Origin of the sequence: Planobispora longispora, assembly GCF_016863135.1 — a bacterium.
Lineage (GTDB): Bacteria > Actinomycetota > Actinomycetes > Streptosporangiales > Streptosporangiaceae > Planobispora > Planobispora longispora.
In genome coordinates this window covers 239,547-251,686 of the sequence record NZ_BOOH01000019.1, presented here as the reverse complement: position 1 = coordinate 251,686, position 12,140 = coordinate 239,547, and the positions used below count along the sequence as shown (strand labels likewise).

Below are 12,140 nucleotides of genomic sequence, written 5' to 3'. Positions count from 1 at the left end.
GGAGGACCGGCCCCGGACCGGGGTCAGTAGACGAGCGCCTGCACCCCGTCGCCGAGGGCCTCCTCGACGAACGTGGGGGCCCCGGCGATGCGGACGCCCTCGATCACGTCGTCCACGGTTATCTCCCGCCGGGCCGCGCACTGCGTGCACACCGTGACCCGGCCTCCGGCCAGCACCGCTTCGAGCAGGTCGTCCAGCGGGGCGGCGTGCGGCAGGGCGAACTCCTTGGCCCGGCCGGGCAGGGCGAACCAGGAGGCCTCGCCGGTCAGCCAGAGGGAGACGGGGACCCCGCTCGCCAGCGCGGCGGCGGCGACCGTGAACGCCTGGTTGCAGCGCTCCGGGGCGTCCGAGCCGGCGGTCACTTTGATCACTAATGATCGTGCCATGTTTGAAGACTATTCGGGTCCGGGGCGCCCGCGCGAGCCGGGGCGGGACAGGGCCGTCCCCGCGGATCCCCTTGGATACCCTGTGGTGCCATGGACGTTCCTGAGCTGCATCCCGACCTTGAGCCGATCTCCTTCCTCGTGGGCCGGTGGGAGGGGGCCGGGGTCGGCGGATATCCGACGATCGAGAGTTTCAACTTCGGCCAGGAGATCGTCTTCGGGCACAACGGCAAGCCGTTCCTGACCTACACCAGCCGCACCTGGCTGCTGGACGAGGGGGGCAACCGGGTCCGGCCGCTGGGCACCGAGACCGGGTTCTGGCGGCAGCTGCCCGAGCGCCAGCTGGAGGTGTGCCTGTCGCACCCGACGGGCATCGTGGAGATCTACATCGGCGAGGTGGTCTTCCACAAGATCGAGCTCCGTACGGACGTGGTGGCGCGCACCGCCACCGCCAAGGAGTACAGCGCGGGTCAGCGCCTCTACGGCCTGGTCAACGGCAACCTGATGTGGGCCTACGACATGGCGGCGGTGGGCAAGCCGCTCCAGTCGCACATCTCGGCCGAGCTCAAGCGCGTGGGCGACTTCGTCCCCGACCTCTGACCGCTCCGCCCCCGGTGTCCGGCGGCTCCATACCCGAGGCCTGACGGCTCCCGCCCGAGGCCTGACGGTTCCGCCCCCGGGCGTGCGGCGGCGGTCCCGGCGCCGTCGCGGTTACGATGCCGGGCATGAGCACCCCTTTCACGCCTGACGCGGTCGAGGCGATCAAGCGGCACATGAACGACGACCACGCCGACGACGCGCTGCTGATCGTCAGGGGCCTGGGCGGGCAGCCCGAGGCCACCGCCGCGAGGACGTCGGGCGTGGACGCCGAGGCGATCGAGTTCGTCGCGGTGGTCGGCGGGGGTGAGGTCGGGGTCCGCGTCCCGTGGAGCACGACGCTGACCGAGCGCGCCCAGGTCCGCTGGGAGGTCGTCCGCCTCTACCGGGAGGCCTGCGCCGCGCTCGGGGTCCCGGCCCGCGGGGAGCACTGAAGCCTGGGAGCGGAATCCTGGGAGGCTTCCGGAAACGAGGCTTCCGGAAAAAGGTCGCGGCCGCCGGCAAAGGCGGCGGCCGCTGAAGAAGAGAGAACCCCGGGCTGCTTCCTTCCGCGCGGGGCGGAAGGGCCGGATGGACCAGAGGCGGGGGATTCCCGCCTTCCGGCAGCCCGGGGTTCCGGTGATTGTCGTGGATTCGCCGAACGTCGCAGGACGTCCGGACAGAGTCCGGAGCTGCGGCGTCCTAGCGGACAGCCACCTCGCTAGCCCAACTATGATCAACCATTGTTCGGACCACCTCCTTTCGGCGTGATCCGTACGTTATGCGACCGGATCCGCCCGGGCAAGTAAATATTCGACAAGTGAGTTTGCGCAGGCGGGAAGGGGCATTCCGGGTCTGGGCGGGCGGCGGGGTACGGCGGGCGCGACGGGCTTCCCGCCGATCGCCGATCAGATCCGCGCCAGCATTTAGACTCTGCACATGACCGAGACGTCGTGGCATGAGGAGCTGCGGGCGCGCGGCTATCGGGTCACCCCGCAGCGGCAGCTGGTGCTCGAGGCGGTCAAGGCGCTGGAGCACGCCACCCCCGAGGAGATCTGCAACCGGGTCAGGGAGACCGCTCGCGGGGTGAACATCTCGACCGTCTACCGGACCCTCGAACTGCTCGAAGAGCTCGGGATGGTCGCCCACAACCATCTCGGGCACGGAGCCCCCACCTACCACCTGGCGGCCGACGCCGACCACGTGCACCTGGTCTGCCGGGGGTGCGGCGAGATCAGCGAGGTCCGGCCGGAGCTGGTGCAGACCCTGGTGGACGGGCTCGACCAGGAGCTGGGGTTCGCCACCGACGTGCATCACCTGACGGTCTTCGGCCGCTGCCGCAAGTGCCGCTGAGGGGTACCGCCCGTCGCTGAGGGCGTCGCCGAGGGCGTGCGGGCGGGGGGCCGCCGAGACCGACGCGGCCGAGGCGCGGGGCCGGGCACCGCATAGGCTTGTGGGCATGCGAAGCCCTCTGCTGGAGACCCCCGGCGCTGTCGCCGCCGACGCCCCCGACGCCGACGTCGCCGGACACTACGGCGACCCGTTCGCCGAGCAGCGCGCGCTGCTGGCCGGCGAGGCGGTGGTCGACCGGAGCAACCGCGAGATCGTGAAGATCTCCGGGCCCGACCGGCTGAGCTGGCTCAACGACCTGAGCTCGCAGAAGCTCAACGATCTGCAGCCCGGACAGGCCACCCAGACCCTGCTGCTGGACGCCCAGGGCAGAGTGGAGCACCACCTGACGCTCGTCGACGACGGCGAGGCCGTCTGGGCGCACGTCGAGCCGGGCGCCGCGGGCGAGCTGGCGGCGTTCCTGGACAAGATGCGCTTCATGCTCCGGGTCGAGGTCGCCGAGGTGACGGACGCCTACGCGGTGGTCAGCGTGATCGACGGCGCGCGGCTCACCCTCCCGGCCGGGGCGGTCCTCGTCGGCGACGACGTGCTCCTCCCGCGTGAGCTGCTCCCCGAGCACCTCGGCCTGCGACCGGCCGGGCTCTGGGCCTACGAGGCGCTGCGGATCGAGGACCACCGTCCCCGCCTGGGCTTCGAGACCGACCACAAGACGATCCCGCACGAGGTGGGCTGGATCGGCGCGGCCGTCCACCTGACCAAGGGCTGCTACAAGGGCCAGGAGACGGTGGCCCGGGTGCACAACCTCGGCCACCCGCCGCGCCGCCTGGTCTTCCTGCACCTGGACGGCAGCGCCGACCGGCTGCCCGGACGCGGGGCCCCGGTGACCGACGGCGAGAACGAGGTCGGCTTCGTCGGCAGCGCCGCCCGCCACCACGAGCTGGGCCCGATCGCCCTGGCCGTGGTCAAGCGGACCGTACCGGTGGACGCGCCGCTCCAGGCCGACGGGGTGGCGGCGGCCCAGGAGGTCATCGTCCCGCCGGACGCCGGGCGCAACGTCCAGATCGACCCCGCCCTGCGCCGCCGCATCCGCTGAAGGGCGCCGGCGCGGGCGTCAGGTCTCCGGGATCCGGGGACATCAAGTCTCCGGGATCCGCAGGCGCCAGGTCTCCGGGATCCGCAGGCGCCGAATCTCCGGGATCCGCGGGCGTCAGGTCTCCAGGATCAGGGTGATCGGGCCGTCGTTGGTCAGCGCGACCTTCATGTCCGCGCCGAAGACGCCCGTCTCCACGTGCGCGCCGAGCGCGCGCAGCTCCGCGCAGACCGCCTCGACCAGCGGTTCGGCGACCGGTCCCGGGGCCGCCGCCTGCCAGGTGGGACGCCGGCCCTTGCGGGCGTCGCCGTACAGGGTGAACTGGCTGACCACCAGGAGCGGGGCGCCCACGTCGGAGCATGACTTCTCGCCGTGCAGGATCCGCAGGCCCCAGAGCTTGGCGGCCAGCTTCGCCGCCTCGGCCGGGGTGTCGGTGTGGGTCACCCCGACGAGCACGAGCAGCCCCGGCTCGTCGATCGCCCCGACCGTCGCACCGTCCACCACCACCGACGCGGAACTCACCCGCTGAACGACCGCACGCATGCCCCCATCATCCCGTGTTCCGAGGTCTCCATAGACTCGGGGCGAAAGGAGACAAAGGTGTCTACTGGGTCGTTGGTTGTCGAAGTCGTGCGATCGGGGTTCGTGGAGTCCACGCACCGGGCACGCATGCTGGCTGTGGAGGCGGACGGTTCCCCGGCGCGGGTGCACGGCGCGGTGGACGCGCTGGTCTCGCCCCGCTCGTCGATGAAGCCGCTGCAGGCGCTCGCCATGGTGCGCAGCGGGCTCGCGCTGGAGGGTGAGCTGCTCGCGCTGGCGTGCGCGAGTCACGCGGGGGAGGCGTTCCACGTGGACGGCGCCCGCAAGATCCTCGCCGGGGCCGGGCTGGACGAGGGCGTCCTGCGCTGCCCGGAGGACCTGCCCGAGGACGCCGCCGCGCGCGAGGAGGTGCTGCGTTCGGGCGGGGAGAAGGCTCGGATCTACATGAACTGCTCGGGCAAGCACGCCGCGATGCTCGCCACCTGCGCGGCCAACGACTGGCCGGTGGAGACCTACCTCGACCCGGCGCACCCGCTGCAGCGGGCGATCCGCGCCACGGTCGAGGAGCTGACCGGCGAACGGGTCGCGGCCACCGGCGTCGACGGCTGCGGCGCCCCGCTGTTCTTCGTCTCCATGCTGGGCGTGACCCGCGCGTTCCGCGCCCTCGTCCTGGCCGAGCCAGGCACCCCCGAGCGCCGCGTCGCCGACGCCTTCCGCGCCCACCCCGAGTGGACCTCCGGCACCGCCCGTCCCGAGGCCCGGCTGATGCGTGCGATCCCCGGCCTGCTGGTCAAGGCGGGCGCCGAGGCCTTCGACGCCTTCGTCTTCGAGGACGGCCGCGCGGGCACGGTCAAGATCGAGGACGGCGGCCAGCGCGCCCGCACCCCCGTCACCGTGGCGGCCCTGCGCGCCCTGGGCCTCGACGCCCCCGAACTCGACGATCTCGCCGCCGGCACCCTGTACGGCGGCGGCCACCCCGTCGGAGAGATCCGCCTGCGCCGGGAACCGCAGGGCTCCGCCGACTGAGCGGCCCCTCCCCGCCGTGCGCGGCGGGGCGTGCTTCCCCGGGGACGCCGCCAGACCCTCCCCGAGGGAGTACGCCCGCCGCCGCTACGGCGTCGCGGGCTTGTCGACGACGACCTCCAGGTAGTCCATCCGGAGCACCAGCGTGGCGTCGCCGGAGACGTTGAAGCGCTTGACCGTCTCCACCATCTCGGCCTTGAGGCCCGCGGCGCGGTCGGCTTCCAGCGCCGCGAGCGCCTTGTGGGTGGGACCGTAGAAGCTGGCGAAGAACTCGGCCTGGTGTTCGGCCGAAGGGAACCGCCACCGGAAGCTCCGCCGCGGGGCCGAGATCTTCACTCCGGGCCCGAACAACTCCCGCAGCCGCTCCTCGCCGCCCCACTCCACCGGCGGGCGCAGCCCCGGCGGCGGTGGCACGTAGCGGCCGATGGCCCGGAACAGCTCGCCGACGTAGCTGTCGGGGGTCCAGTTGACCATGCCGATCCGGCCGCCGGGCCGGCAGACCCGCAGCAGCTCGGCGGCCGTCCGCTCCTGGTCCGGGGCGAACATGGCCCCGCAGGTGGACAGCACCACGTCGAAGGAGGCGTCCGGGAAGGGCAGGTTCTCGACGTCGGCCTCCTGGAAGGACACCTCCAGCCCTTCGGCGAGGGCCCGCCGGCGAGCGCGTTCCAGCAGCTCGGGGACGTAGTCGACGCCGGTGACCTCGCAGAAGCGGCGGGCGGCGGCCAGGGCCGCGTTGCCGTTGCCGCAGGCGGCGTCCAGGACCCGCTGCCCGGCGCGCAGATCGACGGCCTCGCACAGGAGCTCGGCGGTGGGCAGCAGGCGGGTGCCGATGGCCGAGTAGTCCCCCGAGGCCCAGGCGGCCTGCTGCTTCTGTTTGATGGTGGTGGTGTCCATTTCCGTTCCTCCCTGGTCACGACCTGTCCGTGAAGTCGGTCAGGAAAACGCTAGAAACGCCCTCTGGGAGGTGAAATCGGGAGCGATTCCCTAATTCAGGTCGCCCGGTTCCCCATCTCCGCCCGGGACGATCCCGAGCCGGCGGGCGGCCGCGGCGGCCTGGCGGCGCGATCCGACGCCGAGCTTGGCGAGCAGCGCGGAGACGTGGTGGCCGACCGTCTTGGCCGACAACGACAGCCGCGCGGCGATCTCGGCGTCGGTCAGCCCCCCGGCCAGCAGCCCGAGCACCTCGACCTGCCTGCCGGTGAGGCCGGCCGGGTTGGCGGCCGTGGTCCGGGCCGGGCCGCGGGGGACGTGCGGGGTGCCGCGCTGCCGGAGCCGGCGCCGGAGCGACCGGGCCGTCCTGCGGGCGCCCAGGCCGTCCAGGAGCCCGAGCGCCCGCAGGCACGCCTCGTCGTCCCCGAGGGCGAGCGCCTGCGCCTCCTCGTAGGGGCACCCCAGCGCGTGCCAGAAACGGGCGGCCGCCCGCCAGCGGCCGGCCGTCAGCAGCCGGTACGGCTCGGCCGCCACCGCCGGGACCTCCTCCAGCGCGCCGGCCCGCCACAACCAGCAGGCCAGCTCCCCGGCGAACCAGGGGTGGCCGGCCCGTACCGCCATCGCGAACCCCGGGGCGGCCTCGGCCGCGACGCGGTCCGGCTCGCCGTTCAGCCAGGCGTGCTCGGCGCGCGCCGCGGTCACCAGCCCGATCCACTGCAGCTCGTCGGTGGGCATGGCGCGGGCGGCGGCCTCCTCCAGCGTGCCGTCGGCGTCCGGATCGCCGCGGCGCGCCTGGAGCAGGCCCAGCGTCACCAGCGCGTCCACCGCCCTGGGGCCCTGCCGGCGCTGCTCCAGCCCGGCCAGGGCGGTCCGGGCGTCCTGCTCCGCGCCCGCCCAGTCGCCCAGCTCCAGCCGCAGGCGCGCCCGCATCCCCAGCATGTACTGGGCGTTGCCGGCCAGGTCGTGCCGCAGGGTGAAGGCGAGCGCGCGGTCGAGGTCCTCGCGGGCGTGGCGGTAGTCCCGGAACTCCATGTCACAGGAGGCCTGGTTGACCAGCGCCCGGGCCGCGTGGTCCTCCAGCCCGGCGGCGACCGCCGCCTCCACCGCCCGCTCCAGGTCCTCCCGCCCGCCCGGGTCGCCGCCGATCCGCCTCGCCGAGCCGATGTTGGTCAGGGCGTGGGTCAGCGCCTCCTGATCGCCCAGCTTCCGGGCCAGCTCGATCGCTCTCGCCCCCCAGGCCAGCGCCGCCTCGGTCCGGTAGGCCAGCATGTCGAGCTGCGCCTGGTTGCTGTAGGCCATCGCGAGCTGGTGACCGGGCTCCTGGCGTTCGAGTACGGCGATCGCGCGCTCGGCGGCCGCCTCCGCCTCCGCCCGGCGCCCCGCCCACCAGGCCAGGCGCGACAACCACCGCAGGCTCTCACCGAACCGCTCCGGGCTGCCGCCTTCCGCCTCCCGGATGCGCAGCGCCGTCCGGTGGGCCTCCAGCGCCTCCTGGGCCAGCCCCGACACGTACGCCTGGAACGAGTAGCCCTCCAGCAGCTCGGCCCGGACGCGCGGAGGAAGCCGGCCGGCGTGCGCCAGGGCCGCCCGGTAGTGCTCGACGGCCTCCCGGTGGGCCGAGACCGCCGCCGCCTGCCGGGCCGCGGCGGGCGCGTGCCGCAGCACCGCCTCGGCGTCGTCGGCCTGCCGGGCGTGGTGCACCAGCCGGGCGATGTCCACCTCCCGGCCCGGCCGGGCGGTGTACGCCTCCCGATCCCGTGTCGCGGAGAGCGCCCGGAGGATCCGGCGGTTCAGCTCCCGGCGGCTCAGGGCCGACAGCGAGTCCTCCACCGCCCGCCGGAGCAGCTCGTGACGGAACCCGACCGCTTCCTCGCCCATCACCAGCAGTCCGGCCTCGACGCAGCGCTCCACCGTCGCCGGTTCCGGCCTCAGGGCCGCCTCCAGCAGCCAGAGCTCGACGGGGGTCGGGACCACGGAGACCAGCCGTACGAGCTCCCGCGCGTCCGCCGGCAGGCCGGCCAGGCGCGCCAGCACCAGGTCGCGGACGGTCATGGGCACACCGGCGTCGGCGGTGGCGAGCACCTCGGTGACCAGCAGGGGGTTCCCGCCGGTGAGGGCGCGCAGCCCCGTGGCCGGGCGCCCGGCCCGCCGCGCCAGCTCCGCCACGGCCGCCTCGGACAGCGGTCCGGGCCGCACACGACGCACCAGAGCCCGCGGCAGCACGCCCAGGACCCCGCGGAGCGGGTGGTCGGCGCCCAGCTCGTCGTCGCGGTAGGTGACGACCAGCATCGCCGGAACGCGCTCCAGCCGCCTGCCCAGGAAGACCAGCAGGTCCAGGGTGGCCTCGTCGGCCCAGTGGGCGTCCTCGACCACGACCACCTGCGGCCGGGCCCTCCGGTCCAGCTCGTCGAGGAGCGCGGCGAACAGCTGCTCGCGCGGGCTCCCGGCGGCCAGCAGGGCGGCCAGCCGGCCGCCCGTCTGGCGCCCGAGGTCGTGCAACGGGCCGAGGGCCCGGGGGGTGAGCAGCGGGTCGCAGGCCCCGAGCAGGAACCGGGCGTCCGCGCGGTGCCGCTCGGCGAACCGCCCGACCAGCGCCGACTTGCCGATGCCCGCCTCGCCCGCGACCAGGACGACGCGCCCGCCCGCCGCCGTCGCGGTCAGCGCACGGCTCAGCTCGTCCAGCAGCGACGAGCGCTCAAGCAGCTCCGTCACACCGCGACGTTACGCCCGGCGGCCCCCCGCCGGGAGAGCCCATCGCCGTGCAGCGCCTGCCACCGGCCCGGAAGCCCGCGTGCCTTCGTGTTCCGTGACTGCCGCCGCGTCAGAGGGAGCGGAACTGGCGGGTGGCGGAGATGGCGCCGGAGGTGGTCATGGTGAAGGTGCGCATCGAGTCGGCGAACTTGGACAGGTCCCACTCGGCGGGGCCGTGGTACCAGTACAGGTTGTCGGCCTGCTGGCCGTTGCCGGTGACCGAGGAGACCACGCGGGCCCAGCGGTCGACGCTGTCGAAGATCACGGCGTAGGGCAGGTAGCGGGAGAACAGCTCCACCCGCTGGGCCTGGGGGATCTCGCCGTTGAGGGAGCCCTCGGCGAGATAGCGGCGGAAGCCGAGGGTGTGGGCCAGGGCCGCGGAGCCCTTGGCGGTCTTGGCGGGCATGTACTGGCCGCCGGCCGCCAGGGCCGCGCCGCCGATGATCAGCGCCAGGCCGAGCAGGCCGTACGTGGTGAACCAGGCCAGTGCCACCGTGCCGAGGACTCCGGCGGCCATCAGCACCACGCCCAGCGTCGTCCAGCGGGTGCGGACGCCGTCGGGGCGGCGGGCGAACCAGCCCTGGGTGACCACGTCGCGGTAGAGGGCGTCGCGGACCTTGCCGAGCTTGCCGGCGAAGGAGCCCCGGAGCTGGGAGAGCAGGACGGCGTCGCGGCCGTCGAAGACGGCGTCGTACAGCGCCCGCTCGTACGGCAGCAGCGAGTTGACCGGCGCGCTGGGCATCCGGACCAGCATCCAGTCCGGAGTGTCGTAGGTCTGCCGGGGCTGCTCGTCGATGCGCAGGTAACCCCGGACGGCCAGGTCCACGATCGTGGCGGTCACGTCGATCACGTCGGCCTGCTCGTCCATGAGCGTGCCGATCTGGCCGGGGCGCACGCCGTCCGGCGGGGCGAAGTGGCCGTTCTCGATCGGGGTCAGCGCGCCGGACTCGTGGCCGACCACGCGGGCGTCGCGCCCCCGGGTCCAGTAGAGGAGGCCGACGCCGCCGAGCATCAGAATCAGCAGACCGGCCAGCGCGCCGCCGGTGAGGGCGTTGAGCGTGAAGGAGTTGGCGAGCTCGAAGCGGCGTTCCAGGACGGGGGCGCCGGTGGTGGCGCCCGCCGGGTAGCCGACGACGACGGTGAGGATCTCGCCCGCGCCGAGGTCCTGCTGCTCGAACTCGGCGACGGTGCCGTTGTGGTCCGGGGCGGCGACGGTGCAGGCGGTCGCCGAGGCCAGCACCCCTGCGAAGCAGGACAGGTTCTGCAGCTGGGCCGGGCCGGTCACCTTGACCGTGGCCTGCTCCACCGGGACCGACCAGCTGCCCACGGCGTACCAGCGCAGTTCCTGGATGTCGTTCAGCGGGGTCACCGCGCCGGTGACGTCGTACTCGAACGTGGCGGTGCCGGCGCCCTTCAGGGTGATCGCGCCGCCGCTCAGGGTGGCGTCGCCCTTGAGGCCGCTGACCTGGTAGAGCCGGTCGCTGGCGTCGTCGTAGCGGGTGCGGTCGACCAGCTGCCGGGTGGGCGGGGTCCCTTCGAAGGTGACGGTCTCCTTGACGTGAAGCACGCCGTTCTGCCGGAGCTGGAGCTCGACCTGGTCGTTCTTCACCACGCCGGCGGCGGAGGAGGTGTCCGCCGTGCCGGCCGCGAGGGCCGGGGACGCGCCGAGGGCCATCACGAGGGTGGCCGTCGCGGCCAGGCTACCGGCCGCCCTGTGTAGGAAAGATCCCGCCATGGGTCGGGAGCCTATCGACAACCGCCGCACCCGATGACGGCTAGTCATGATTTTTAAGTCGATGAGATGGCATATGGGGATATTCGGTAGATTGCCGCCCGGTGATCCAGTCTTTGGAGAGGCGGCCCCCCATGCGCCCACGCGGATCGAGCTCTCTGGCATTCGGCGCCTTCGGCGTGCTCGCGACGACCTTCGCCGTGGTCGTCGTGGTCGCCGCCCTGGCGGGCGGGGACGATGCGGAGACCCCGGCCGGTCCCGGGGCGGGCCCGGTGGCGACGGAGCAGCCCGGTCCGGCCTCCGACGGGGGCGCCGGGATCGCCCCGCCGTCCTACCGGCCGCCGCAGAAGCTGGAACTCGGCTCGCTGGGCGAGCCGGGCGGCGCCGCGGAGATCGTGCTGGCCTCCAGCAGCACCATGAGGGTGGACCTGCGCTCCATGAGCCGCTCCCAGACCGGAGTGCGGCTCAAGCGCAACCCGCTGTACGGCACCGGCGTGATGCGCCCCACCAGCTGCCGGGCCCCCCGGCCCTCGACCCAGCCCCGTGCCATGCAGGCCTACCTCAACGCGGTGACCGGCTGCCTGGACCGGGCCTGGTCGGCGAAGTTCTCCCAGGCCGGAGCGGTCTTCCTGGCGCCCCGCCGGGTCTTCTGGGCACGCCCCGGACGCGGCCCCTGCGGGAGCTACCCGGCCTCCGGCGCCGCCGCCTACTACTGCCCGTCCAACCGGGGCATGTACATCGGCCTGACCCATGTGATCCAGCAGAGCGGCCAGACCGACCCCGCCCGCAACCACGTGCCCTACCTGGCGGTGCTCGCCCATGAGTACGGCCACCACGTGCAGACCATGGCGGGCATCGGCGGCGCCTGGTGGTGGGAGGTCTCCGAGCGGTCGAAGGCCGCCCAGGACGCGCACTCGCGCCGGGCGGAGCTGCAGGCCCAGTGCTTCTCGGGGACCTTCATCCGGACCGTGCGGGTCCCGCTCGGCGTCACCGCGGCGCGCTGGCAGGCCGTGCTGGAGCAGGACTACCGGCGCGGCGACGACCAGAACGGGCTGGGCAAGCGCGACCACGGCAACGGGCAGAACTTCGCGGCCTGGCTGGACCACGGCTGGAAGTACGCCCGGCCGGGTTACTGCAACACCTGGAGCGCGCCCGCCTCGCACGTCAGCTGACCGGCGCCGTCCCGCAGGCACTGCACGGCGGCGCCGCGGAGCTCGCGGGGCTCGCGGTCGCCGGCCCGCTCCCGGGGGTCGCCCGCCTGGGCGAGGGCGGTGAGGAGCACGATCGAGGCCCAGAGCACCAGGGCGCCGACGGTCAGCTCCAGGACGAGGCCCGGCCAGCCGGTCTTCGCGCGCGGAGTCCCGGTATGGCGGGTTCCGGGGCGACGCGGCCCGGCGCGGTGCGCTCCGGCGCGGTGCGCCCGGCCCAGGGCGGCGAAGCCGAGGGCGACGGAGGCGAGCGTGAGGGCGGCCGAGGCGAGCGGGTCGAGGGGAAGGATCCCGGCGAGGACGGCGACCCCGCCCGTGGCGAGCGACGCCAGGCCGAGGATGTTCTTCGGCCGGGAGCGCCGGGCCGCGCAACCGTGGCGGGCGGGATAGGGACGGGAGCCTGACGGCAGGCCGTACGCGAAAGTCATGCGCCTCTCCTCCTGTCCGGGGGGTGGAGTACCAGACTGTTGACGGCTTGATACCCAGGAGGGTTGTCGTTCTCCAGCGAATGAATCGGCGCTTGATGGACCGTCCTTGAGGGTTTGACCCCATATAGA

At 73.7% G+C, this 12,140-nt stretch carries 12 protein-coding genes; 6 read left to right on the top strand and 6 right to left on the bottom strand.

Features of this window, described 5'->3' with window-relative positions; genetic code table 11:
• Nucleotides 1-23: 23 nt before the first annotated feature.
• On the bottom strand, nt 24-386 hold the full coding sequence (locus tag Plo01_RS12200; protein ID WP_203890648.1) for a DsrE family protein: 363 nt from the start codon (nt 384-386) through the stop codon (nt 24-26).
• Between the two features lie 90 nt (nt 387-476).
• Here Plo01_RS12200 and Plo01_RS12195 point away from each other — a divergent pair, with 90 nt between their 5' ends.
• The 4 genes from Plo01_RS12195 (at nt 477) to ygfZ (ending at nt 3,402) form a co-directional block, all read left to right on the top strand.
• Nucleotides 477-983 (top strand): heme-binding beta-barrel domain-containing protein, encoded by a 507-nt coding sequence (locus tag Plo01_RS12195; RefSeq protein ID WP_203890647.1) that lies wholly within the window; start codon nt 477-479, stop codon nt 981-983.
• A 125-nt stretch (nt 984-1,108) separates the two neighbouring features.
• Nucleotides 1,109-1,414 carry a DUF2470 domain-containing protein gene (locus Plo01_RS12190; protein WP_203890646.1) on the top strand — a complete coding sequence of 102 codons (306 nt, stop codon included), beginning with the start codon at nt 1,109-1,111 and terminating at the stop codon, nt 1,412-1,414.
• Between the two features lie 484 nt (nt 1,415-1,898).
• The gene (locus Plo01_RS12185; protein WP_203890645.1) at nt 1,899-2,312 is read left to right on the top strand and encodes a Fur family transcriptional regulator; all 414 of its coding nucleotides are present in this window, start codon (nt 1,899-1,901) and stop codon (nt 2,310-2,312) included.
• 106 nt (nt 2,313-2,418) lie between these two features.
• On the top strand, nt 2,419-3,402 hold the full coding sequence (ygfZ, locus tag Plo01_RS12180) for a CAF17-like 4Fe-4S cluster assembly/insertion protein YgfZ (protein WP_203890644.1): 984 nt from the start codon (nt 2,419-2,421) through the stop codon (nt 3,400-3,402).
• A gap of 114 nt (nt 3,403-3,516) precedes the next feature.
• Here the strand turns inward: ygfZ and dtd are convergent, their stop codons facing one another.
• A complete protein-coding gene (gene dtd / locus Plo01_RS12175) occupies nt 3,517-3,942 on the bottom strand; it encodes a D-aminoacyl-tRNA deacylase (protein WP_203890643.1) in 426 nt (141 codons plus the stop codon).
• A gap of 72 nt (nt 3,943-4,014) precedes the next feature.
• Between dtd and Plo01_RS12170 the strand changes: the two genes are divergently transcribed.
• Nucleotides 4,015-4,965, top strand: coding sequence for an asparaginase (locus Plo01_RS12170; protein ID WP_275415376.1), 951 nt, complete (start codon nt 4,015-4,017; stop codon nt 4,963-4,965).
• 84 nt (nt 4,966-5,049) lie between these two features.
• Here Plo01_RS12170 and Plo01_RS12165 read toward each other — a convergent pair whose 3' ends face one another.
• From Plo01_RS12165 to Plo01_RS12155, 3 genes are all read right to left on the bottom strand, one after another.
• Nucleotides 5,050-5,856 (bottom strand): class I SAM-dependent methyltransferase, encoded by an 807-nt coding sequence (locus Plo01_RS12165; RefSeq protein WP_203890641.1) that lies wholly within the window; start codon nt 5,854-5,856, stop codon nt 5,050-5,052.
• A 90-nt stretch (nt 5,857-5,946) separates the two neighbouring features.
• On the bottom strand, nt 5,947-8,604 hold the full coding sequence (locus Plo01_RS12160) for an ATP-binding protein (protein ID WP_203890640.1): 2,658 nt from the start codon (nt 8,602-8,604) through the stop codon (nt 5,947-5,949).
• A 109-nt stretch (nt 8,605-8,713) separates the two neighbouring features.
• A complete protein-coding gene (locus tag Plo01_RS12155; protein ID WP_239316180.1) occupies nt 8,714-10,378 on the bottom strand; it encodes a DUF2207 domain-containing protein in 1,665 nt (554 codons plus the stop codon).
• A 131-nt stretch (nt 10,379-10,509) separates the two neighbouring features.
• Here Plo01_RS12155 and Plo01_RS12150 point away from each other — a divergent pair, with 131 nt between their 5' ends.
• The gene (locus tag Plo01_RS12150; RefSeq protein ID WP_203890639.1) at nt 10,510-11,547 is read left to right on the top strand and encodes a neutral zinc metallopeptidase; all 1,038 of its coding nucleotides are present in this window, start codon (nt 10,510-10,512) and stop codon (nt 11,545-11,547) included.
• Here Plo01_RS12150 and Plo01_RS12145 read toward each other — a convergent pair.
• Entirely contained in the window at nt 11,505-12,011 is a 507-nt protein-coding gene (locus Plo01_RS12145; protein WP_203890638.1) for a hypothetical protein, read from the bottom strand. The genes Plo01_RS12150 and Plo01_RS12145 overlap by 43 nt on opposite strands.
• Nucleotides 12,012-12,140: the final 129 nt, after the last annotated feature.

What these genes read in the sequence shown, in the direction of transcription:
- Plo01_RS12190 (WP_203890646.1), top strand. Translation starts at nt 1,109, where the DNA reads ATGAGCACCCCTTTCACGCCTGACGCGGTCGAGGCGATCAAGCGGCAC.
- Plo01_RS12185 (WP_203890645.1), top strand. Translation starts at nt 1,899, where the DNA reads ATGACCGAGACGTCGTGGCATGAGGAGCTGCGGGCGCGCGGCTATCGG.
- ygfZ (WP_203890644.1), top strand. Translation starts at nt 2,419, where the DNA reads ATGCGAAGCCCTCTGCTGGAGACCCCCGGCGCTGTCGCCGCCGACGCC.
- Plo01_RS12155 (WP_239316180.1), bottom strand. Translation starts at nt 10,378, where the DNA reads ATGGCGGGATCTTTCCTACACAGGGCGGCCGGTAGCCTGGCCGCGACG.
- Plo01_RS12150 (WP_203890639.1), top strand. Translation starts at nt 10,510, where the DNA reads ATGCGCCCACGCGGATCGAGCTCTCTGGCATTCGGCGCCTTCGGCGTG.
- Plo01_RS12195 (WP_203890647.1), top strand. Translation starts at nt 477, where the DNA reads ATGGACGTTCCTGAGCTGCATCCCGACCTTGAGCCGATCTCCTTCCTC.
- dtd (WP_203890643.1), bottom strand. Translation starts at nt 3,942, where the DNA reads ATGCGTGCGGTCGTTCAGCGGGTGAGTTCCGCGTCGGTGGTGGTGGAC.
- Plo01_RS12200 (WP_203890648.1), bottom strand. Translation starts at nt 386, where the DNA reads ATGGCACGATCATTAGTGATCAAAGTGACCGCCGGCTCGGACGCCCCG.
- Plo01_RS12145 (WP_203890638.1), bottom strand. Translation starts at nt 12,011, where the DNA reads ATGACTTTCGCGTACGGCCTGCCGTCAGGCTCCCGTCCCTATCCCGCC.
- Plo01_RS12165 (WP_203890641.1), bottom strand. Translation starts at nt 5,856, where the DNA reads ATGGACACCACCACCATCAAACAGAAGCAGCAGGCCGCCTGGGCCTCG.